At 34.1% G+C, this 23,810-nt stretch carries 22 protein-coding genes; 10 read left to right on the top strand and 12 right to left on the bottom strand.

The features are described from left to right. Positions 1–73: 73 nt before the first annotated feature. The 5 genes from AA089_RS07505 to AA089_RS07485 form a co-directional block, all read right to left on the bottom strand. Entirely contained in the window at positions 74–796 is a 723-nt protein-coding gene (locus AA089_RS07505; RefSeq protein ID WP_046756316.1) for a LytR/AlgR family response regulator transcription factor, read from the bottom strand. Then, positions 793–1,860: a sensor histidine kinase gene (locus AA089_RS07500; protein WP_046756315.1), complete on the bottom strand. Its 1,068-nt coding sequence runs from the start codon at positions 1,858–1,860 to the stop codon at positions 793–795. The genes AA089_RS07505 and AA089_RS07500 overlap by 4 nt, the downstream gene beginning before the upstream one ends. Before the next feature lie 167 nt (positions 1,861–2,027). Continuing rightward, positions 2,028–3,854, bottom strand: a complete 1,827-nt coding sequence (locus AA089_RS23610) for a T9SS type A sorting domain-containing protein (RefSeq protein ID WP_053002268.1) — start codon at positions 3,852–3,854, stop codon at positions 2,028–2,030. Between the two features lie 176 nt (positions 3,855–4,030). Beyond that, positions 4,031–5,230 carry a hypothetical protein gene (locus tag AA089_RS07490; RefSeq protein WP_046756314.1) on the bottom strand — a complete coding sequence of 400 codons (1,200 nt, stop codon included), beginning with the start codon at positions 5,228–5,230 and terminating at the stop codon, positions 4,031–4,033. A gap of 38 nt (positions 5,231–5,268) precedes the next feature. Next, positions 5,269–8,109: a TonB-dependent receptor gene (locus AA089_RS07485; protein WP_046756313.1), complete on the bottom strand. Its 2,841-nt coding sequence runs from the start codon at positions 8,107–8,109 to the stop codon at positions 5,269–5,271. A 225-nt stretch (positions 8,110–8,334) separates the two neighbouring features. Between AA089_RS07485 and AA089_RS07480 the strand changes: the two genes are divergently transcribed. Beyond that, complete coding sequence (locus tag AA089_RS07480; protein ID WP_046756312.1) at positions 8,335–9,018, top strand: response regulator transcription factor; 684 nt, start codon at positions 8,335–8,337, stop codon at positions 9,016–9,018. Between the two features lie 3 nt (positions 9,019–9,021). Further along, a complete protein-coding gene (locus AA089_RS07475; protein ID WP_046756311.1) occupies positions 9,022–10,065 on the top strand; it encodes an ATP-binding protein in 1,044 nt (347 codons plus the stop codon). On the opposite strand, the gene AA089_RS07470 is transcribed toward AA089_RS07475, so the two are convergent. Then, a complete protein-coding gene (locus tag AA089_RS07470) occupies positions 10,039–11,100 on the bottom strand; it encodes a glycosyltransferase (RefSeq protein WP_046756310.1) in 1,062 nt (353 codons plus the stop codon). The genes AA089_RS07475 and AA089_RS07470 overlap by 27 nt on opposite strands. 71 nt (positions 11,101–11,171) lie before the next feature. Between AA089_RS07470 and trmB the strand changes: the two genes are divergently transcribed. From trmB to AA089_RS07455, 3 genes are read left to right on the top strand one after another with little or no spacing between them, the layout of a single operon-like run. After that, positions 11,172–11,846, top strand: coding sequence for a tRNA (guanosine(46)-N7)-methyltransferase TrmB (gene trmB / locus AA089_RS07465; RefSeq protein WP_046756309.1), 675 nt, complete (start codon positions 11,172–11,174; stop codon positions 11,844–11,846). Between the two features lie 3 nt (positions 11,847–11,849). Beyond that, positions 11,850–12,482 (top strand): lysine transporter LysE, encoded by a 633-nt coding sequence (locus AA089_RS07460; protein ID WP_046756308.1) that lies wholly within the window; start codon positions 11,850–11,852, stop codon positions 12,480–12,482. Between the two features lie 6 nt (positions 12,483–12,488). Beyond that, positions 12,489–12,821 (top strand): MGMT family protein, encoded by a 333-nt coding sequence (locus tag AA089_RS07455; RefSeq protein WP_046756307.1) that lies wholly within the window; start codon positions 12,489–12,491, stop codon positions 12,819–12,821. An 81-nt stretch (positions 12,822–12,902) separates the two neighbouring features. On the opposite strand, the gene AA089_RS07450 is transcribed toward AA089_RS07455, so the two are convergent. The 4 genes from AA089_RS07450 to AA089_RS23605 all read right to left on the bottom strand — a co-directional run bounded on the left by AA089_RS07450 (position 12,903) and on the right by AA089_RS23605 (position 19,404). After that, complete coding sequence (locus AA089_RS07450; protein ID WP_046756306.1) at positions 12,903–13,169, bottom strand: hypothetical protein; 267 nt, start codon at positions 13,167–13,169, stop codon at positions 12,903–12,905. Positions 13,170–13,238: 69 nt separating this feature from the next. Beyond that, entirely contained in the window at positions 13,239–13,529 is a 291-nt protein-coding gene (locus tag AA089_RS07445) for a hypothetical protein (protein WP_046756305.1), read from the bottom strand. Between the two features lie 92 nt (positions 13,530–13,621). Further along, on the bottom strand, positions 13,622–15,379 hold the full coding sequence (locus AA089_RS07440) for a tetratricopeptide repeat protein (RefSeq protein ID WP_046756304.1): 1,758 nt from the start codon (positions 15,377–15,379) through the stop codon (positions 13,622–13,624). A 245-nt stretch (positions 15,380–15,624) separates the two neighbouring features. Beyond that, entirely contained in the window at positions 15,625–19,404 is a 3,780-nt protein-coding gene (locus AA089_RS23605; protein WP_053002267.1) for a T9SS type A sorting domain-containing protein, read from the bottom strand. A gap of 232 nt (positions 19,405–19,636) precedes the next feature. Between AA089_RS23605 and AA089_RS07430 the strand changes: the two genes are divergently transcribed. The 4 genes from AA089_RS07430 (at position 19,637) to AA089_RS07415 (ending at position 22,712) form a co-directional block, all read left to right on the top strand. After that, entirely contained in the window at positions 19,637–20,764 is a 1,128-nt protein-coding gene (locus AA089_RS07430) for an Mrp/NBP35 family ATP-binding protein (protein WP_046756303.1), read from the top strand. A gap of 20 nt (positions 20,765–20,784) precedes the next feature. Beyond that, positions 20,785–21,024: a NifU family protein gene (locus AA089_RS07425; protein WP_046756302.1), complete on the top strand. Its 240-nt coding sequence runs from the start codon at positions 20,785–20,787 to the stop codon at positions 21,022–21,024. A 67-nt stretch (positions 21,025–21,091) separates the two neighbouring features. Continuing rightward, on the top strand, positions 21,092–22,147 hold the full coding sequence (locus AA089_RS07420) for an NAD(P)/FAD-dependent oxidoreductase (RefSeq protein ID WP_046756301.1): 1,056 nt from the start codon (positions 21,092–21,094) through the stop codon (positions 22,145–22,147). 232 nt (positions 22,148–22,379) lie between these two features. Beyond that, positions 22,380–22,712, top strand: coding sequence for a 2Fe-2S iron-sulfur cluster-binding family protein (locus AA089_RS07415; RefSeq protein WP_046756300.1), 333 nt, complete (start codon positions 22,380–22,382; stop codon positions 22,710–22,712). Positions 22,713–22,715: 3 nt separating this feature from the next. Here the strand turns inward: AA089_RS07415 and AA089_RS07410 are convergent, their stop codons facing one another. Next, the gene (locus AA089_RS07410) at positions 22,716–23,240 is read right to left on the bottom strand and encodes a hypothetical protein (RefSeq protein ID WP_046756299.1); all 525 of its coding nucleotides are present in this window, start codon (positions 23,238–23,240) and stop codon (positions 22,716–22,718) included. Beyond that, positions 23,233–23,475 carry a helix-turn-helix domain-containing protein gene (locus AA089_RS07405; protein ID WP_046756298.1) on the bottom strand — a complete coding sequence of 81 codons (243 nt, stop codon included), beginning with the start codon at positions 23,473–23,475 and terminating at the stop codon, positions 23,233–23,235. The genes AA089_RS07410 and AA089_RS07405 overlap by 8 nt, the downstream gene beginning before the upstream one ends. 61 nt (positions 23,476–23,536) lie before the next feature. Between AA089_RS07405 and AA089_RS07400 the strand changes: the two genes are divergently transcribed. Beyond that, positions 23,537–23,725, top strand: a complete 189-nt coding sequence (locus AA089_RS07400; protein WP_046756297.1) for a SymE family type I addiction module toxin — start codon at positions 23,537–23,539, stop codon at positions 23,723–23,725. Positions 23,726–23,810 lie beyond the last annotated feature (85 nt).

Raw genomic sequence — 23,810 nt, 5'->3', positions numbered from 1 at the left:
CCTTAAACATACGCAACAAAAAACAGTTTACAATGCTATAGTCGACGGATTTGAAAATAGCACGACGAAATTGTTATACTACCAATTTTTTGAGTTCAGGCAGATAGGTTTCACTTACTCTCAGCTGTTTTCCATTAGTTAAATATACGTAATGATATCGATCTACTTTTTTTAATTCTACAATCGTATTTATATTGACAAAATGCGAACGGTGCAAGCGTATAAAGGTATTTGGATTGAAGCTGTTTTTAAGTTGAGAAATTCCTTTGGTGGCTAGAAATTCTTCATTTTTGGTAAATACTTTGGTATAATCGCCAAAAGCTTCTGCATAATATAAATCCTTTACGGGGATCATGAGTTTTCTTGTTCCTTTGTGAAGAATCACTTTGGAAGGAAAATGGGCTTCTTTTTGAAGTAATTCTTCGGCTAATGGAATGACATTTTCTTGATTTTTAAGAATTCTGTGAAGTGCGCTTTCAAAGCGTTTTTTTCCATACGGTTTTAATAAATAATCAATGGCGTGTACTTCAAATGCTTTTATTGCATACTGATCATAAGCGGTAGAAAATATGACTTCGGGAATTTCTTTTAAGTGCGTAAGTACTTCAAATCCATTGAAACCTGGCATTTGGATGTCTAGAAATATGGTGTCAGGTTTTAATTTGTTTATCAACTCAACGGCTTCATAACCATTTGAGGCTTCTCCGATAATCAGAAGTTCTTTGTATGCAGAAATGTATTGGCGGAGTAAATTTCTAGCATCTTCTTCATCATCTATGATAAGTATTGTTTTCAAATTGTAAATGAGATTTTAGTTCCTGTAGGAATGTTGTCTTCTATTTTTAATTCGGCATTGTAAATTTTATCGAGTCTCATTTTTGTATTCGACAGTCCTAATCCTTTGTCAAAAATATTTTTTTTATCTGCAATACCAATGCCTGTATCTTCAATGGAAATGTTGAGACGTTCTTGTTGTTTTTCAATTTTGATGATTAATGTTGAAGGCTCAATTTTGGAAGCAATACCGTGATTTACTGCGTTTTCGACTAAAGGTTGTAGTAGCATCGGTACAATTTTATGATGATAGACTTCCTTTTGTACTTCAAAAGAGAAATTGAGACGTTCTTTGAGTCTTATTTGCATGAGCTCTAAATAGCTTTGTATAAATTCTATTTCTTCTTGAATGGTTACAAATTCGTTTTGAGATGCATAATTTTGATATCTAAAAAGATCCGATAATTGGATGATGAGTTCTCTGGTTCGTTCGTTTTCTTTTGGAATCGTTGCATTGATAGAGTTGAACAGGTTGTGTAAGAAATGTGGATTGAGTTGTGATTTTAATGCTGTGATTTCACTTTTTAATGTGATTTCTCGGAGTATCGCTTTTTCCTGTTCTTCTTTTTTGAATCGTTTGAAATAGCTATACGCGTGTATGAAGCCAAATTGTACAAAGTAAAAAAGCATAAACGTATAGAGTGTCCAAATGACTTTGTAGCCTCCCCAATACATTGCCCAACCAAAAATTTTTGTGACGCCAAGCAATGAAAAGTAGCATGTTGCTATGTATATTGGTAAAAATAGAAAGTGTGATAACAGTTGTATTTTCAGCTTGTATTTTCTTAAGACAACAGAAGTGATGTACCAAATAGGAATTGTAACCAATAAGCTAATTAAAAACTGAGCGCCACCAGAAGCAAAAAATTCTTCTATATCAAAATAGGATGGATGTCCTTTTTTGAATCCGCCCCACGAAATCCAACTTGCAGTATAATAGATTAAGGTAGAAACGACATAGAAACCTAGAAATAAGAGAATGTCTCGTTTGCTAGCATATTGGTTTATTTTTTTCCATAGTTTCATACAAGTGACAAGATAAAGAAATATATACTTGTATTGGTACTATTTTAGATGAGTCAGTATATGATGGGTTGAAATGGATTGTAAAAGCTTTTCAATATTGAGTTTTACTAAAAAAGCATCTTGAAATTTCAAGATGCTTTTTTGTATGTTATATGTGTTTGGTAAACTTACTTGATCACTAATTTCTTAGTAGCCGATTTACCATTTTCTGTAATTTGAACTACATATACTCCTGATTGTAAATCAGCAATATTTAATGTGTTTGTAATTGTAGTGTTGATTACTTGTTTTCCGATAATGCTGTAAACTTTCACTTCTTTTGTGCTGTTTGTAGCAGAAGCGATGGTTACAGTATTTCCGTTAGCTGGATTTGGATACATGCTAAAAGAAGCTCTTCCAAACTCTTCTGTGCTTAAAGCATCTTCAATGTCACTTGCGTATCTTGGTAATACTTGACGCGTTCCGTTGAATTCTCCACCTAAACCAGTAATGTTTACATGTGTATTAGGAATTGTAGCCATAACGATGTCTTCATCTCCAAAAGAAACTCTACATACAGTCATGTCTGCACCACCAACTACAGTAACGTCATAGTTTGTGTTATCTGCAAACATTCCACCAACATCAGCAGCATCAAAAGTTACATCTACCAATCTGATTAATCTACTTTCGTATGTTTCTCCGTTTGCTAATAATTCGGCAACAGTGACATCAATTGGAGTAATCGTGTTTCCAGTAGTTGATGCTCCAGGTACGTTAGCTGTTGGTACAAATTGTAATACACCACCAAATTGAGATAATTCACCTTGTAAACCAATAACTCCGTCTCCGATGTTTAAAGGAGCACTTAAAGTTCCAGCGGTATCATCTATTAAGATTCCTGCACCACTATCTTGAATGTATTTTTGATTTCTTGTTCCTTCTGTTACGATGTAAGAGATTAACGCTTCACCAGTTAGTTCATAAAAACCACCTAATGTTCCAGCACGTAAATCAGTGATATTATTTACTTGTGTAATGTTTGATACAGAAAATGCTACCATTTTAGTGTCAACTACAACATTGTTTTCTAACAATTCAACAGTTACACCATATATTCCTCCGTCTGTTGTAGGAATTGCATAAGGACTTGATACATCAGCATCAGTTGGGTTTGCATCAACAGTTACATTTACTTGGTTTCCAGCAACTGATAAATCGATGTTTTGTGTTGTAAATGTAATATCAACACTGCTTGTTCCTGGATCAAAAACAGCGTTATTAGCAGGAGTTACAATACTTACAGAAGCTGTAGTAGAGTTGTTCATAATTTCGTTCCAGCTTGTCGCTACACGAACACCATCCATAAGAAAAGTAGGGATGTTACTTGATTGACGAACAGCAATCGCACTAATTGTTCTTCCAGTAGCTCCAGTATTTGTAGCTTCAGGCGTTGCAGGTTCTGTAGGCGTTACTGCCGATAAAACGTGTAAGTTAGATACTCCTGTAGAAACCTCATAAGAGAATACTAAAAGGTATGTCGTATTTAAAGCGTATGATGTTGTTCCGTAGATTAAAGTAGAACTATCCGTTTCAATACCGAATTGTACACCACCACTTCCATCATCTCTTGCTCCAACTCTTGAAGTAAAACCACCAGCAATATTAAAGTGTAAAAAGTAGTTTCCAGTACCTACAGCACTTAAGTTTACTAGCGCACTTCCATATACTGTTCCAGATGAAATACCTGCAAAAGATCTGTTTACATCTTGAGAAGTTCCAGAAACTGATGCATGTCCTCCTATTCCTGATGAAGGATAGCCTGCCATTGTCAAACTTGGTGTTGCTACATACTGTACAGGATCAGCTGAACCTGAGTGTTGCGCCCATGCGCCTCCACTAGCTGTAGTCAAGTCTCCATTTGTCATTCCATAATCGAAATTTTCTTCTAATACTTGTGCAAAAGACACAGAAGAAATCAATAATGCAACTAATAAAAAGTAATTTTTAATCATACGTTGTGTTTTAACTATTTATAATAATGTGATACAAATATACAAAAGAAGTCGAATTAGCGAAGTAGACTTACGTATTTGTACGTTGTTTTAACCATTTGATAACAAAAGTCTTAGTGTGTAAAACAAAAAACACTTTCATATGAAAGTGTTTTTTTACAATATTTTTTTAAGTATTAGTTTCCTACTGTCCAACCAGCTCCCCAAGTAGCATAGTCAGTTCCTGTTCCGTTCCCGTCTCCTGAAATCCAATCAGCATCATTAAACATTACTCCTGTATCATTTTTTACTTTTAATGTAATGTCTGTAAATAAGATATCTGTAACTGTAGTTGCACCACTTGTTACACCAACACCTGTTGGGCTATCTGTATCGTTTCCATCTAAGTCAAAACCTTCTCCATATCCTTCTAATAGAACATTTGTGAATGTAGCTCTAGTACCAGCTCTTAAACGAATAGCTTCGCTACTTGTTGCAGATCCTAAACCAATAATTGTAAGGTTGTTTATTGTAGGATTAGAGAAGTAAATTGGGTTTGAGTTGTTTCCGATATCTGTGTTAAATCCGTCAGCTTCTATTCCTTTGTCATGATCTGCTCCGTGCTTTACGTATGCATCTGTAATTGTTCCTGTGTAACCTTCTGTCCAGTCAATTGAATCATCCTGAGCATTTACTACAGAAGCATAACTAACGTTTACTGTTCCACCAAAAAATTCGATTCCATCATCTTTTCCTTCAAATACTTGAACGTACTCAACAGTTGTTCCGTTTCCTACTCCGTAGAAAGAGATTCCATTGTTTTCTGATTGTCCGTCAGCCGATCCACCAGAATACTGAACACGCACATAACGTAAGCTTCCAGAGTTGTCAGTTGCGTCAGTTCCACCGTAAGGTAAACTTGCGATTTCAGAAGTTGCTGTAGCATTACCTGATACAGAGTTGATTGGCGCACTACCTAAGATAATTAATCCTCCCCAATCTCCAGCAGCTGGTGCAGAAGCATCAGAAGTAAATACGATTGGATTGTCAGCCGTACCAATAGCTTCTATTTTGGCTCCTTGTGAAATTGCAATATACACGTCAGATCCAGCAGCTAAAGCCTCAACTGTCATACCAGCAGGTACACGTAATGTACTTCCAGCAGCCATGATTAATGATCCGTTTACTTTGTAGTTGTTATTTGCGTCTAAGTCTAAATCTTCTGTATATGTTCCTGATAAGAAAATTGTATTTCCAGTAGTTGGAGTTCCTGGGTTTGTCGTATTGTTTACAACACTATTATCAGTAATGTTGATATCAGCAGTGTCGTCTGATGCACAAGAAGTCATAACTAATGCTCCTAAAAGTGCGAATCCAAATAGTATGCGATTTTTCATTGTTTTTTTGTTTAAGTTGTATTCTTTAATTGTGTTTGTTAAAATTTATATTTTAGTTGTAATCCAAAGTTTCTTCCTCTGTCGTATCCTGAAACTCCTTTTCCGTTAGTAGAAGTTACTAAAACGTCTCCACCTGTAGTTTCACGGATGTATTTTATGTCAGGATTTAGTAAGTTTCTGATGCTAAAGTTGATTTCGAAGTCTTCTGTTATTTCATTTCTCATGATGAAATCTAAGGTAGGAACCGATTTTTCAATGATGTTTCCTAACTGTCCAGATCCTAAAGCGTCAATTCGGTCAGCAAAGTATGAGAAAACTAGGTTTCCTGTTGGTTTGTAGTTACCAGAAAGTTCAGGCGAGTAGCTTATATCAGCATTCATAATAAATGGTGAAGCTCCTTGTAATTGTTCTGTGCTGTTTCTAAAGTTTACACTATATGTTCCTTGAATTACATCGTATAAATCTTGTTCTGTGTGCATAAATGTAGCATTCAATCCTGCCGAAAGTACCGTTTCTTCATCTGCATTTTCTAAAAGATTTTTTCTTACTTCAAGTTCAACACCAAAAACATCTGCTTTTTCTCCTGTACGGAAATAACGCTGTGTTCCTGTAGCATCAAACGCAACTACTCGGTTTAATGGATCTGAGATTTGTTTTGCGAAAGCGGATAGCGAGAAGATTTCTCCTTTTCCAAAAAACCACTCATATTTTAAGTCGAAGTTTAGCACGTTAGAATAGGCAACATCTGATACATTGATAAAGTTTGGATTGCTTGATCCTAATAAGTCAGGGTTACCACCAATTCTGTTGGTTACATCAATGTATACAAACGGTGCAGTTTCTTTAAATTCTGGTAGTGAAACTGTTCTACTTGCTGATAAACGTAAGTTTTGCTCTTCTGTCAGTGCGTAACGAATATTTAAACTTGGTAAGAAGAAGTTTTCGTAGGCACTAGCAGTTGCATTTCCGTTGTTTCCTAAGTTAATTACATCATATGCAATACTTTGGTCAAACGATTCTACGCGAAGTCCAGGAACAAATAACCACTTTTCGCCAACTTTAATTTCAGCATTTGCATATCCTGCAAATAAGTCTAGGTTTCCTGTGTATGTGTTTTCAGCACTTCCAGGTCGGTTAGTATTGCTCAATCCTGGGAAGGTGTTAATTACTTTGATTTCGTAAATTCCTCCACTAGTTAAGTTTAAGTTTGCAGGTGTAAATACTGCATCTAAATTATTTACATCTACTGGGAAATCAGAATCTATAATGTCGTACCCATAACGAATGTTTTCAAAGTTACGCTCTTTACTTCTTCCGTTGTAGCCAAAATAGAGTTTGAAGTTTTCATTTACATCGTACGTTAAGTTTAAACGTCCGTTGAATTCTGTATCGTCAATATCTTGAAAATAACGTTGGTTGTCATAATCTACGTTGCTAAAAAATGTAGGATTCGTCGTTGGATCACTATCCAAAGCAAATTGATAGTTTTCAACCGTAATACGTCTACGATCTGGTTGTTTTGCATATACTACATTATATCCTGCAGCCCAATCCAATTCAAATTTTCCTGATTTGTGGTTACCCATCAATTGATTTACATACACTTGGTTTTGGTCAAACTGTGCGTTCATTTGATAGAAACCTTCATCCGTATTCAAAATTGCGTCTCTATCTCTACCATTTCCATCAATTCCGAAGTATCCCACTTCATTTGTAGAACTGTTGATAAATAAAGAGGTGAATTTTAATTTATTAGCATCGTCAATTTTATAATTTAACGTTGCCATTGCAGTTGTTGTCGTACTATATTCGTACTCTTCAGCATCTTCAAATGTTTTCTTTTCCACAGTTGTAAAATCGGTTGCTTCTCCTCTTCTATATTCATATCCATTTTCAAAAGAAGCCGTTCCGAAGAAGCTTAAACGTGCACCATTTTCAAAATCCCACGATTTTCCACCAGAAATTCCAAAGTTTACATCAATTGGCGCGCTTACATCTTCTGGATCAACTCCGTGAGATAAAATAACAGCAAAAGGATTTTGGTTATGTCTTGCATAATCTCCGAAAAATCCTGAACCTTCACTCACTACGAAGTTTTTACCAATTGCATTTGTATTGATACTTGTTCCGCTAAAAGCTTCAATGTATCCTTTTCCTTTATATTCTTTTGAATTGATATTTACATTACCTGCGGCAAAATCTCCATATTGTTTTGAAGAATATGCTTTACTAATCGAAACATTTTCAATAACATCAGAAGCAAATAAACCCAACTCAATATTCTTTTTGTTGATATCGTTTGATGGTAACGGCAATCCATTAAATGTTGTATTTAAATATCGATCGCCCAATCCACGTACATATACATTGCTCGATCCTTCTTGTTTGGAAACACCAGATATCTTAGAAACAGCTCCTGCAGCATCACTCACACCTTTTTTGGCTAATTCCTCAGCACCAATGCTTTGTACAATATCAACTGCCTTTTTTTGTTCTAATAATAATGCCGCTTCAGACACTTTACGTGTAGTTGCGGTAATAACAACGGCGTCTAAGCTGGCAGCATTTGCACCCAAAATAATATCTACTGTTGTAATTTTTCCAGGATTCACAATTACATTCGGAACTTCTCTTGTTTCGTATCCCACAAAACTAAATACTAAAGTATAAGTTCCTGGCTCAACGTTTGTAATTTGGTATAAACCATCAAAATCAGAAGTTGTTCCTTTTGTTGTTCCTTTAATAGAAACATTGGCAAATGGTAAAGGATCATTATTAACTTCTTTATCTTGCACCTTTCCGGCAATAGAACCGTTTTGTGCAAATCCTACAAAGCAAGTAATTAATAGGAGAATCGTAACTGTAATTTTTTGTTTCATCTTGTGTTTTTGTTTCACAGTGCAAAGAAATGTGCAGCGTGTAAAGATGGTGTTACTTGCAGGTTAAAACTTTGTAATATGTATGTTAGCTTAATGTTATGATATTAAATGAGTGTTAACTGCTTTCAGTTTTTAATTTTATCTTTACTTTTGAAGTGCTGAAATAGTGCATAGCTATTGTTTAATAAAAACAAAATCAACTACTTAAATCGAAACAACACGCAAATGAAAAAAAAGGATATTAAAATATTATTGGTTGATGATGAGCCAGATATACTCGAAATTGTTGGATATAATTTATCTAGTGAAGGATATCAACTCTCAACAGCTGCAAATGGTGTGGAAGCTATTGCAAAAGCAAAAAAAGTAAAACCACACTTAATCATCATGGATGTGATGATGCCAGAAATGGATGGAATTGAAGCGTGTGAAACAATCCGAAAAGATAAAAACCTTGCCAATACTATCATTACATTTTTAACGGCACGTGGAGAAGATTACTCACAAGTTGCTGGGTTTGATGCTGGTGCAGACGATTACATTACAAAGCCCATAAAGCCAAAAGTATTGGTAAGTAAAGTAAAAGCATTGTTGCGCAGACTAAAGCGAGAAGAAGAAAGTTCTCAGATTTTTACGGTTGGTAATATTGTAATCAATAGAGAAGAATATAAAATTGTAAAAGACGGTAACGAAATCATTCTACCAAGAAAAGAATTCGAACTACTTTCATTATTAGCATCTCGTCCAGGTAAAGTATTCAAAAGAGAAGAAATTTTAGATAAAGTTTGGGGAAATGAAGTCATTGTAGGTGGACGAACCATAGATGTTCATATTAGAAAACTACGCGAAAAAATTGGCGAAAACCACTTTAAAACTGTAAAAGGTGTAGGCTATAAGTACGTACAATAATAGATGACTAGAAAGCTAAAAAGATCATATAAATTCGCGTTGCGATCCACGTTGTATATTACACTATTTACAACGTTTTCACTAAGCATATTGCTGTACTTTTTTGGAATAGAAAACTATTTTATTCCTATAATTTTTATGGTGGTATGTTTTACCTTCTGTTTTTTTATCATACAATTCAGAGTAGAACGTTTTATTTACAAGCGCGTAAAACGTATTTATGATGATGTTACCTTATTAGATGTGAGTGATTTTCAAAATCATCCAATTACCACAGATATGGCAACACTTACGAAAGAAATTGAAAAGTTTGCCACAAACAAAAAATTAGAGATTGAAACGTTAAAAATTAGAGAAAACTACAGAAAAGAATTCATCGGAAACGTTTCTCACGAATTAAAAACACCATTATTTACCGTGCAAGGTTATATCTTAACGTTGCTTGATGGTGCTATGGATGATAAAAACATTCGTAAAAAATATCTAAATCGCGCAGAAAAAGGTGTAGAACGTCTTATTTATATCGTAAAAGATTTAGACATGATTACCAAGTTAGAAACGGGAGATTTAAACTTGGATATAGAAGTGTTTGACATTATTGAGTTGGTGCAAAGTGTATTCGATTTGCTCGAAATGAAAGCGGCCAAAAAGAAAATTACACTGGCTTTCGACATGACGTACGCCAATCCAATTATGGTTTCTGCCGATAAAGAACGTATTCAGCAAGTATTGACAAATTTGATTGTAAACTCCATCAAATACGGACGCGAAAACGGAACTACAGAAATAAGTATTGAAAACTTAATTCGAAATAAAGTTATTGTCCGTGTTACAGATAATGGAGAAGGAATTGATCAGGAAAACATTCCACGACTATTTGAACGTTTTTACCGTGTTGACAAAAGTAGAGCCCGAAAAGAAGGCGGTTCAGGACTTGGACTTTCCATTGTAAAACACATCATTGAAGCGCACAATGAAAAAATATATGTAGAAAGTGAAGCTGATGTAGGTTCAGAATTTTCATTTACTTTGGAAAAGATTGAATAAGCTTTTATAATCTTCCTCATGCGTAAAACTACTCAGTCCTTTAAAATTGGCAACGCTGCTCAATTGGTCAATAGAAAATTCATCTTGTGTCGCCATTGGAACAATTTGTTGTTTCTGCAAACGCTTTGCTAAATATTCTTGTTCAAACTGTCCTGGTGTTGGAATAAAAAAGGCTTTCTTTTCCAGCTTTGCCAAATCCATTACGGTTGTATAGCCTGATCTGCTCAATACCAAAGTACTTTCATTAAATGCTTTTTCGAGCTGTTCGCTTTGCATAAAATTATACACATCACAATTCAAAAACTGAAACTGTTCTTGTTTGGCTTCTACCTTTCCACGAATAAAAACTACCTTTCCATCAAAATGCTTTACCTCTTCAAATAATTTTTCTTCAAGCATGGTACGTTGTGGTTCAGGACCCGATAAAATAACCATTAAATCGTATACCTTTGGCAATTCTTGCGGAAGCAAACGACTCAACGGACCTATATATTTTAGTGGAAGCGAATTGTGTTTTAGATGCCCTAATTTCCCTGAAAGATTTGGTTTTCCAGCAACATCGGGAACCCAACATTCTGTAAATTTTTTTATAATTAGTTGATGAAGCTTACTGCTCAACCAAGTAGTTTTTCCACTCAATACATTCAGTTGATGCGTGATAAAAACGGAAGGCACTTTTTTACTGTACACACCCAAACGATTGTCTGAAATGATGCCGCAGAAATCACGTTCTTTCACTAATTTCTTGATAATTTTCCGTTCTTTAGAAATCGCTTTGAGCATTTTTGGAGAATCTTTGAGCATTTTCAGCTTAAAATGCTTCCCTTTTTTGGCATATTCAATTTGATAATCAGGCAGTGTTATGGTTTCCAATTTTGGAAATTCTTTCTGCAAGAGTTGCAAGGCAATTCCATCAGAAGCAAGAATCGGCGTAAAATTATGCGCGAGTAAGGCACGTATAATCGGGATGCAACGCGTCGCATGACCCAAACCCCAATTTAATGGCGCTACAAGAATAGTTTTAGAATTCTTCATAAAATCAAAGATAAGAATATAAAAAGGTCTGCAAGATTTCCTTAGTTTTGTCAAAATATTAAGAAAACATTGTGGGAAGTAAAAACAAACTCAAACGCTTTAGAGAAAACGATACATTTTCGAATGTAATTCAGCCGACGCGTGAAGAAATTGTAGGGAACGCGTTTCCATTGAAAGGAAAATGGAATACGGACTTTTTTAAAAATGACGCACCAATTGTACTCGAATTAGGTTGTGGAAAAGGTGAATATACGGTGGCTTTGGCAAAAAAGTTTCCAGAAAAAAACTTTATAGGAATTGATATCAAAGGAGCTCGATTTTGGCGTGGTGCAAAAACGGCGGTAGAAGATGAAATGAATAATGTAGCGTTTATTAGAACACAAATTGAACTAATAGAAGGCTTATTTGAAGAAAATGAAGTGTCTGAAATTTGGATTACTTTTCCTGATCCGCAAATAAAATATAAACGTACCAAGCATAGAATGACAAATGAAGCCTTTTTGGCACGGTATAAAAAAGTCCTTAATGAAGAAGGAACAGTACACTTAAAAACGGATAGCGAATTTATGCACGGATACACGCTTGGACTCTTGCATGGCGCGGGACACGAAGTGTTGTACGCAAACCACAATGTATATGTAAACGAAGGAAGTCCAGCGGAAGTTACAGAAATTCAAACATTTTATGAGTCACAATATTTGGAAGTAAACAAAGCGATTACTTATATTCACTTCAAAATTAAGTAATTAATGACTGATTTCATTATTCTCTTTTTTATCACTTTTTCGGCTGCACTTTTGGGTGTTGTACCGCCAGGGTTAATTAATATTACTGCTGCAAAAATAAGTACACAAAAAGGGAAAATGAACGGAGTTATCTTTTCTGTAGGTGCATCGTTAATTGTTGTAATTCAAGCTATTATTGCGGTATTGATTTCTAAATATCTCTACAAAAACAGAGAAGTTATTGATACGTTGCTCAAAGTTGCTTTGATTATTTTTGTGCTATTGGGTGTTTACTTTTTTGTCATAGCAAAGAAGAAAAAAGGGAAAACCATCCGAAGAGTAAAAGCGAGTAAAAAGGGAAGCTTTTTTAAAGGTGTTTTTCTTGCTACATTAAATGTATTGCCAATTCCGTACTTTGCTGGGTTAAACGCTTTGTGGAATGTTTCTGGTTTAATGGAATTTACCATTCCATACATTGTAGTATTTGTATTGGCAGCAGGTTTAGGAACCTTTGCCATGTTGTATATGTATGTGTTTTATTTTGACAAATCGCAATCAAATTCGGGGAAGTTTTCTAAATATTCTGATTATATTTTGAGTCTTTTAATGCTCGTTTTAGTGATTATTACGCTCATTCGTATCTTTTTTAAATCATAAAAATATATGAAACCTGAAAATCAAAACTTTTTTGAACGTGTGTACGAAGTCGCTCGTTTAATTCCGTATGGAAGAGTTACCAGTTATGGCGCTATTGCCAAATACTTAGGTGCGGCAAGAAGTGCGCGTATGGTAGGTTGGGCAATGAATAGTTCGGGAAAACATGAAGATATACAAGCGCACCGAGTTGTTAATAGAAAAGGATTACTAACGGGAAAACACCATTTTCAAGGGACAAACTTAATGCAACAATTGCTCGAAAGTGAAGGTGTTGAGGTTGTAGACAATCAAATTCAAAACCTTGAAAAATACTTTTGGGATCCTGCTAAGGAGTTATAAAAGAGGAAATCCCTCAAAAACTCACCTAAAAAGCTTTCAAGGGATTCTCCAAATTTAAAGAAATAACAATTACTATCTTTATTACATTGGTGCCAATTCACATTCGGTTAATACCATACTACACGCTTGTGTTTGTGGCAATGGAGCCGATTGTAAAGATCCGTCATCGTTTCCGCCGTAGGTAATTCCGGTAGAGTCACAATCAATGAGAGGATCCATAGAATATTGAATTTGACAAGTATTTGTATCAGGAGCGCCTTGCCCAGAATTACCTCCATGAATTGCATTTAGGTTCTTCAATGATACTATACTAATTTTGTTTAAGTTTAACTTTTTCATTTTTTTCATAATAATCAGTTTTAATGTTAAGGGGAATTATGCTCTCATGAGGAATTTTTACGAGATGTACGTTCACTATTATATAGGTGCCAATTCGCATTCTGTTAATACCTTACTAACGTCTTGCGTTGTTTGCGTTTGCTGAGTTGACCACGCATCTAAAGTTCCGCCATCATTTCCTCCGTAGGTAAGTCCTGTAGAAGGACAGGTGCCAGGACCAATTGTAGGTTCAGCTGTGCAAAGTAAACTACCAGTAGGATCAGTAGGACCCGTTGGGTTGCATACAGTTGAGCCTCCATGAATTGATTGTAAGTTTTTCAATGATACAATACGCACTTTGTTTAGGTTTAATTTTTTCATTTTTTTCATAATAATTTGTTTTATGTTAGAGGAATTATTCTTGGGCAAACATATTGAGTTTACAGGGTTTGCGCAAGAAAAGGCAATCGATATTCATGAATTTACGCCGCATTTTGGGCTTTTTCATTTAGTTTTTTAATGAAGTAAGAAGGGTAGATGCCATTGATCTTTTTAAACGCTTTTGAAAAGGCTTCCGACGATTTATAACCAACATCTTTAGCAATTGATTTTATGGTATACGAACGGAATTTGCTATCTTCTTTTAAGCGTTCTGTAGCATAATCAATTCGTAATTCGGAAAGATATTCTGGGAACTTTTTTTGTCGATAATCGTTGATAATAATAGAAGCATACGAAGCATTGGTTCCTAATTTTTTAGCCAACCAAGCAATGGTACAATTTTGATCTAAAAATACCTTTTGGCGCTCTAATTTTTCAAGTTTAGCCAACAATTCTGCTGCTTTTTCTTCTGGGATTAATTTCTTACGATCAATCTTTTCTGTTTTTGTAATAGGTGTTAATTTTTTGACACTGGTAGATTTGTTGAGTAAAGCTTCAAATCGTTTTTGATTTTGACGTGCTTTGTATTGAAAATACGCAAATAGAAATATGATAAGAACAATTAAAATAATAATAATCAATTTTGTAGCACTTAAAGATTTCTCCTTTTTCTCAGCATCTTCTGATAAGTCTTCAATTTGCGCTTCCAAAAAGTCAATATCATACAATTCATATATGGTGCTCACGATATCCAATTTCAGATTGTCATTTTTAGCATCTAAAGCAATATATTTTTCATAGTTTTCTTTCGATTTTTTATAATCGCCCAAAGCATCATAACATTTTGCTAATGTTGGATAACAAGCTTGAAGTTCTGAAGGCGGATATTTTGAATTCTTTATGATAGAATCTACTTTAGTGAGCTCTTGTATTGCTTGTGTATATTTTTTTAAACCAAAAAAGTTATTTCCTTTGTGCAAATAAATAAAAGGTTTTAAATCTGCGATATTCAGAGAATCTGTTAATTGCTCAGCAGTGTCTAAATAAGGAATTGCTTCGGTATATTTTTTTTGTAATGTGAGCACATTTCCTATTCCTGCTTTTAGTAATGTACTTTGTTTAGGAAATTCTTCTTTTGAAAGTTCAAATGCATCTTGATAGGTTTTTAAAGCTTTATCTAATTGTCCAAATGCAGTGTAATTTTTTCCTAATGCCATCATAGTGCCTATTCGCTCTTGTACAGCCTTTGGATAATTTTCCTTTTCTAAAGAGTCTATAATTTTTAAGCTCAGCTGTAAAACTCTATAGGAATCTTTTTTGTCTCCAGTGTTTAATTTTAGTAATGCTATATTTCGTAGAAGCGTGAGTTCTCGATCAAATTCTTTTAATTTCTTGGCAATTTTTAATTCTTTCACATAATTTTTAAGAGCAGCTTCAAAATTCCCTATACGGAAATTCATGAGTCCAATTTTTCTATACAAAAATATTAAAGACTTGTCGCCAAAGTTGTTTTTTTCTGCAATGTCCAATGCTTTTTGCATATAATTCAGCGCAGATTTGTAATCTCCTTGAGATTCCTTTACATAGCAATAATAATAATTTGCCCTCATTATATTTTGTGCATTATTTTCACGTATTGCTCTTTCTAAAATTGCATTGGTGTACAAAATGAAGTCATCTTGAATTTGTATATCATCTTTGCCAAGTTGCGCTCTGATGTAGCCAATTAATTCATCATTAGATTTTGTTTTTAAAGAATCAGGAATGGTAGAAAAGTCTTCTAAAGCTACTTGTCCAAAAGAAATGGTAGAAATGAGTAAAAATAAAAGTACTAGGGGAAATTGTAAAGGGTTTTTCATATGCAATAAATAACGAATGGAAATATACTATATTTTAACATTTTTTGAAATCAAATACGAGCCAAAATATTAGTTGTGTTTACTTTCCATCAAAACATATGCCTTACCATTGCGTTTTATTTAGAATTTTAACATTCAATTTTTTCCAATTCAATTTTTACTAATAAAAAACACCTTACGCATTGGGATTAAATTCCAAACGCGTAAGGTGTTACATAAAACTGTTTTTTTTTACAGTAAAGAGTTTACATTTTAATCATTTTCTTTACTAGAGTAGCATTAGAAACTGTTTTTATATTTATGAAATACGTTCCTGTTGTAAATTTTGCAGTAGTAATTTCGATGGTATTTTGTGTTGCTGTATATGCAGTTTGTCGTATCAATCTGCCCGAAATGTCATAGATTTTTATTGTTTCAATCGCTTCTTTTGTTTTAATAATCAACATATCTTTTACTGGATTTGGATACATTTCAAAATCGTCTAACTCAAAATTTGGGGTGTTTAAAGTATCTTCAACAAGTGTAATTGCTTTGTTGGTTTCTATTGGGAAATTATAATCAAAGAAAATTTCTGCTTCGTTTTCAAACGTATCGTTAATGGCTAAAGTTGGAAGTGTTTTTATTTTAAACGTTACAAAACCATCATTAGAAGCATCGTCAAAAGGTAAATTGATATTTTCAAAAATAAATTCAACAGTATTCGCATTCGTAAATCGAGTAGTAACTGCATGAATTGCATTGGTGACAATTAATGTACTCGGATCAAACATAGTTGTGTTTATGACATCTTTTACTACCACATTAATGGCGTTGGCAGTTCCTGTATTTTCAAATCGAATCATATAATCGACATATTCGCCAACAAGATCAGTTGTTATTTCAGTTCCTTGCAAACATGTTTTGTCATTAGGATCAAAAGAGTTTACAACCGTTTGCGAAAGCGTGTTTGTATTATCGTCCATTGTTTCATCGGCAACAATTGGAGTAATAGTAGCTTCAAAATCAAGCACATCATCTGAATTTAGCGGGAAAGAAGCATCTGTTGGCGTGTTTAAATTCATTGTAAAGAAAATTTCACGTGTTTCAAATGGCAATAGGTTTGCATAATTCCACAGAAGTGAATTTACAGCTTGTGTAGTCACAGTTGGATTTGACATGACTAAATCCATCACATCATCTTCAAAAGTTAGCTGAATTGCGCCAGTTATTGTTGTATTTCCTTTGTTTTTGTAGACTATTTTGTAATTACTGTCAAATCCAGGTCTGGCTTGATTTAAAGGAATCAACGTAATATCAACATCATTGGCAACTACATTTGGTGTGATGCAGAAATTTTGTGTAAACGGACTTGCATCAGTTGGGAAATTGACTGTAATACTTGCTGGAGAAACCGTAAAATATAATGGGTTTTCCAAAATTGGCGTTAACGTGTATACACCATCATCGGAAAAATGAAAACTGTATGAACCATCATTTTGAGTAGCAATCGTTGTAGTCTCGTTTGTACTGTTTGTCAAGTTTAGATTTAAGTATTCATACGGATTGTCATTTATATCACAACCATTTGCGTTGGCATCAAAACGAACCGTTCCTTCAATAGTATTGTAGCTTCCACCAGGTACAAAAGAGCAATAGGTATTTACAGCGACACTTAAATTAGAAGGCATATAATTTAAAATTTCTTCAATTTCAAACTCGTCTGCACAAATATATTCTAGTGGGTTTCCTGAATATCTAAAATGATAGCTAGCATAATAATCTGTAACGGTTGTCTCAAAATTATTTCCATTTTTTACAAATAACTGTGTAATTTGGTTGTTTTGACAAGTCAAATATTGAAGTATTGGATTTTGAGAAATGTCGAGTGTTGTTAGCTGATTATCAGCACAATTTACACTATACAAATCTGGAAACAGACTCAAATCGAGTATGGTGAGTCCAACATTGGCACAACCTAAAGTTTTCAATCCTGTATTTTGCGAAATATCAAAACTGTTTAGTGGGTTGTTACTACAGTCAAAATAAAGTAAGTTGCTATTTTGCGAAACATCAATAGAAGTTAAAAGGTTATTGCTGCAATTAAGATTTTCTAAGTTTACATTTTGAGAAACATTAAGTGCTGCAAGTTGATTAGGTTCACTATTTGGAATATAACTACTTGTACCATCATTTGTAAAACAATGCAAGGTTTTTAAATTTGGAAGTTGTGAAATATCAAGCGAAGTAAGCCCATTGTTTATGCAGTAAATTGTTTCTAAATTTGTATTACTGCCAAAAACAATTCCTTCCATGGTAGCATACGAACAGTTTACAGATTCTAGTAACGTATTAGTACTCAAATCTAATATCTTAAACGTATTTCTGTTTACCTCAGAATATGCGCCAGGAGGAATAATTGGGTTTGCTGTAAAATTTCCACAAGATAAATATGTTAAATTTGGGTTGTTCGTTAGTAGTAAAGAATTTAGTAAGTTTCCTCTACAATCTAAACGTTCTAAATTTGTATTTTGACTTACATCTAACGTGGCAATTCGATTCCTAGAAGCGTATAAGTTTTTCAAATTAACCAACGGACTTACATCTAAATATAACACAAAAACTGTATTATAAGGATTGGCAAAAATTGAAGAACCATTACAATTTAGCGTTTCAATATTAATAAAATCATCCAAGCCTTTAATAATTGGACTTATTACGGTTAAACTTGTCACGCTTTCGGCTTCTGTAATTTGTATTTCTCCATCACCATTCGTATCAACATTTGTTTGTGCAAGGATATCATTTTTTAATCGTGTAGAAAGTGAAGTTACAATTGGAGCGCCGTTTGGCGTTACGCAAAAATCTTGAATAACCGTAGTTCCATCTGCTGGAAAATTTACTGTAATACTTGCAGGAGAAATGCTGTAATAATTTGTATTTGGAATGCTTGGCGTTATGGTATAGGTTCCTGCTTTTCCAACAAACTCATAATTACCAAATTTGTCTGTATAAATAATTACATCATCTGTGCCATTAGAAATTGTATATTCAACTGTTGGTAAAAAATCATCTCCAGCGTCACAACCGTTTAAGTTACTATCTAAGGTGTTTTTTCCTTGAATGGTATAATATGGAGTACTTGGCGTCGGCGCACAATTAGTTTCAAAAGTAACACCTGTATATCCTGCATTTGTAAAACTGTTTTGAATATCAGTTAATTCACTCGCATCACAACAAACGTTTTGTATGTTCGTTGCTTCTAATGAATAACTTTGAATTGTTATTGCATTCCCATCTTTTATATTCAAGGAAGTAATTGGGTTATAGGCAAAACTTAATGATCCTGTAATGTTATTATTGCTAAGATCTAATGAGGTTAACTGATTTTGAGTACAAGAAAACACCGTTAGATTTGACATGTTTGATAAATCGAGTGAAGTAAGTTGATTATTAGCGCAGCTTAGCCATTCTAAATTCGTCAAATTTCCAATTTCTAAAAATGACAAGCTATTGCTACTTATTTCGAGTTTTTTTAAATTAGTTAACTGATTAAAATATGGATTTGTAAATCCTCCACCAGAAGCTGGTGCATACGAAAATTCTTCTAAGCTAGCGAGTCCTGTTAAATTAAATTTAGAAATATTACCAAATGTAGCTACACCTGCATTTAATATTTTTAAGTTATTCAAATCAGAAACATTCACTTCTCCATTGATACCCGAAGAACAATTCAGAACTTCAAGGTTTGTTAATTTTCTGAGATCAAGATTAGTATATTCATCAAAAGGATACGATGAAGATCCGATTGTCAAGTTTGTAAGATTTGTAAATTGATCAATACCTTCAAAAGTTCTCGTTTGATTGCCGCTTATATTTAAGTTAGTAACTGCTAGTGCTTCAGTGACTTGAATTTCTCCGTCACCATTGGTGTCAACACCATCGGCAATTAATTCGGTTTTGAGATTTGGATCGCCAATAGTTGCAATTTGAGCTTGAATTGCTTGTACACAAAAGAGTAAAAGCAACGAAAAAGAAAGTTGTTTCATGAGTAGGTTGTATGTGTTTTGACGGGGAAATGTGCATTACAAATAAAAAGAAAAATAAATTCAAAAAATATATAAATTGCTTTTTTTCGATAAAAAGAAGTCTAAAAATCTATCATAGTAAGATCATATTGCACAATCAATCATTTCAATGTAACGGCTTCTAATTCTAAACATTTCGCTGTATCTTTGCAATTTAGAATCAATTTATATTATTGATAAAAAAACAATTCTCGTGAAAATAGAAAAGAAAGACATACAAGCAGCACTAAGTACCATTACCGTTCCAGGAGAAGGTGCAAATATGGTTGCCAGTGGAGCCGTTAGAAACATCATGACATTTGCAGATGAAATTGTATTAGACATTATCATCACAAATCCAGCGATGCAAGCACGTAAAAAAGTAGAATCGGAAATCGTTTCCGTATTGCGCGAAAAAGTATATGCGGAAGCGAAAGTAAAAGTAAATATCAAGGTGGAAGCACCTGAAAAGCCACAAATAAAAGGAAAACAATTGCCAAATATCAAAAATATTGTTGCCGTTGCTTCTGGAAAAGGTGGTGTTGGAAAATCTACCGTGACGGCAAATATTGCAGTTACTTTAGCAAAAATGGGCTTCAAAGTTGGTGTATTAGATGCAGATATTTATGGACCTTCCATGCCAATTATGTTTGATGTAGAAGGCGAAAAGCCATTAGCCGTAAAAGTTGACAATGTTTCTAAAATGAAACCTGTGGAAAGTTATGGTGTAAAAATTCTTTCTATCGGATTCTTTACAAAACCAAATCAGGCAGTTGTTTGGCGTGGACCAATGGCGAGTAAAGCTTTAAATCAAATGATTTTTGATGCCGCTTGGGGCGAATTAGATTTCCTATTGCTCGATCTTCCTCCAGGAACAGGAGATATTCACTTAAGCATCATGCAATCGCTACCACTTACAGGCGCAGTTGTCGTAAGTACACCACAAAATGTTGCCTTAGCTGATGCAAAAAAAGGGGTGGCAATGTTTCAACAAGAAAGTATAAACGTTCCTGTATTGGGAATTATAGAAAATATGGCGTACTTTACTCCTGAAGAATTACCAGACAACAAATATTACATTTTCGGAAAAGAAGGAGCTAAAAACCTTGCAGAAGACATTGATGTACCATTTTTAGGAGAAATTCCATTAGTACAAAGTATTCGTGAAGCTGGTGATGTTGGACGACCTGCAGCAATGCAAACCGCAACGCTTATTGAAGCTGCTTTTGAAAAACTAACACAAAACGTTGTTCAAGAAGTAGTTAACAGAAACGAAAGTTTACCAGCTACAGAAGCCATAAAAATAACAACAATGGCTGGTTGTTCAGCAGTAAAAAAATAATCACGTAAACAAAATTAAAGATGACAAGTGAAGAAATAAAAGACAGCGTTGAAAAGGCATTAGACGAAATTCGTCCTTTTCTTCAAAGCGATGGCGGCGATATAAGACTCGTTGAAATCGAAAATGACACGTTGGTAAAAGTTCAGTTAGAAGGAGCTTGCGTCGGATGTAGTGTAAACCAAATGACACTGAAATCAGGTGTTGAAATGACGATCAAAAAGCATGTGCCACAAATTGAAAAGGTAATCAGTGTGGAATAATTGACGAATGTCATAAAAATACACAAACGTGCCACTTATTTTTGTATCAGAATATATTTAAAGAAAAATGATTAAAACCGATATTCTCATTATTGGAGCTGGTCCTACAGGACTATTTACTGTTTTTGAAGCAGGATTGTTAAAATTAAAATGTCACTTGATAGATGCTTTGCCACAACCTGGTGGACAATGCTCAGAAATTTATCCCAAAAAACCTATCTATGATATTCCAGGATATCCTGAAGTATTAGCGGGCGATTTGGTAGACAATTTAATGAAACAAATTGAGCCGTTCGAACCTACATTTACCTTAGGAGAACGCGCCGAAACGATTGAAAAATTAGACGATGGAAGTTTCATCGTTACTACAAATAAAGGAACAAAACATCATGCGCCAATAGTTGCCATTGCTGGCGGATTGGGAAGTTTTGAGCCAAGAAAACCACCTATTCAAAACCTAGCAAACTACGAAGACAAAGGTGTAGAATACATCATTCGTGATCCAGAAATCTATCGTAACAAAAAAGTGGTCATTGCTGGTGGAGGCGATTCTGCGTTGGATTGGAGTATCTTTCTAACAGATGTTGCTTCGGAAGTAACGTTGGTACACAGACGAACGGAATTTCGTGGCGCTTTGGATTCAGTTGAAAAAGTACAAGAACTGAAAAATCTTGGAAAAATCAACCTTATTACACCTGCGGAAATTACAGGAATTCATGGCGAAGACCACGTAACTGGTGTTGAAATTACCAAAAAAGGAGAAGATTCATTTACGTTGGAAACCGATCATTTCATTCCATTATTCGGATTGGCACCAAAATTAGGGCCAATTGGCGATTGGGGATTGGAAATTGAGAAAAACGCCATCAAAGTTGACAATACATTAGACTATCAAACAAACATTCCAGGAATCTATGCCATTGGTGATGTAAATACCTATCCAGGGAAATTGAAGTTGATTCTTTGTGGATTTCACGAAGCTACCTTAATGTGTCAAAGTGCGTATCAGCGAATCTTTCCTGACAAAAAATATGTCATGAAATACACAACCGTAAGCGGAATTGATGGTTTTGACGGAACTCGTAAAGAAGCACCAAAAGCGGTTGTAAAAGCGATAAATTAAAGAAAATAGTTTGTCGGTAGTTCATTCTTTTTCTGAAGTATAGAAAAGGTTTTGCGTTAAGAATTTTTGAAGCCTTGGAGGAAATTTAGCAAAACATTTTTGGTTTTAGTTTTCCAGCGAGAAAACTAAAAATACCTGCCAGAAAAAGTGCCTTTTCTTTTGTTTCGTTTTCTTTGGGCAAGCAAAGAAAATGAAAATTAATAGTCATAAATTTACAATAAAGTAAAATATCATGTCACAAGACATCAATATAAAAATAACAGATCGGGAAGGCGTTACACACAAAATCGTAGCGCCAACTGATATGGCAATGAATTTAATGGAAGTTGTACGTTCGTATGAGCTTGCGCCCGAAGGAACCATTGGAATTTGTGGCGGCATGGCAATGTGTGCTTCTTGTCAATGTTATGTACATTCCGATCATGAGTTGCCAGAAATGAGCGTTGATGAAGACATGATGCTTGCGGAAGCATTCTACGTAGAAGAAAACAGTCGCTTAGGTTGTCAAATTCAAATGACACCTGAACTGGATGGTTTGGAAGTGGAGTTGGCGCCTGAGAGTTAGAGTTTATGATTTATCGGTTTTTAAATCTTCTCTCATCTCTTTAACTACTACTTTAATCAGTTCATCAAAAGAATTATTTTTTTTCAACTTGTTTCCAGCTTCAAAAAATTTTGAAGTTATTTCAGTTCGCATTTCTTTAGAAATTCCTCTGTTATCTGATATAGAGAAATACATACTTGAGTTATCAAAGACAAATTGAAACTCTGCTCGTATTTTTTTTAATTTATCGAGCATGTTTTCAGATAGAAAGGGTTGATTTTTTAAGTAGTAATTTATAAAAGTTTCAATCTCTTTAAGAAACTCATCTTTTTGATCTTCATTTGAAGAAATATGATAGCGACCAACTAACGTCATTATTCGGTAAGATTTATCTAAAATTTCACGATAAACTTCAATCTTTTCTTTAAAAATACCACTATAAGCTATTTTGTATTCTTCAATAGAACGATCAATGCGTTTTTTTATAAATAAATAAAATAAGATATTTAAAATTACGGTTAATATCGCTTGTAGGATAATTTCAATCATTATTGTTTTCTTTTAAATTCTTCAAAAGCTCACTCAATTCAACTTCAAGTCCATCAGCAATTTTTAGTAAAGTCATTAAACGCGGATTCGTTTTGCCATTTTCAATCATATACAATTGCGTTCGGCTGATTCCATGTTTTTCTGCAAATGAATTTTGGTCAACTCCTCTCGCAATTCTTAACTTTTGAATTCGATCTCCTAATTTTTTGAGGTATTTTTCTTCTTTTATGTTCACTATTGCGAATTTCGATAATTTTTTTCATATCTTGTGTTCGTTATAGCGAACATATTTTATTATGGAAAAAACAAGAAAACTTAAAATACATTCTAAATTCAGAGAAAGAGAATACGATAGAATCCTAATTCCAACAATACGATTAGAAGGAAAATGGTTAGAAAATCTAGGTTTTACAACAGGAAATGAAGTTGTTATTCATCAACAAAAAAATAAATTAGTCATTGCATTAGATAAAAGTGAAGTATAGTTTCGTCATGCTGAACTCGATTCAGCATCGCATAAAAAGCGCGTGAGACACTGAATCAAGTTCAGTGTGACGTAAGTGTGAAACA

The organism is Kordia jejudonensis (assembly GCF_001005315.1).
Classification (GTDB): Bacteria; Bacteroidota; Bacteroidia; order Flavobacteriales; family Flavobacteriaceae; genus Kordia; species Kordia jejudonensis.
Note: the sequence above shows the minus strand (reverse complement) of the source record. Positions and strands in the feature narration are given on the sequence as shown.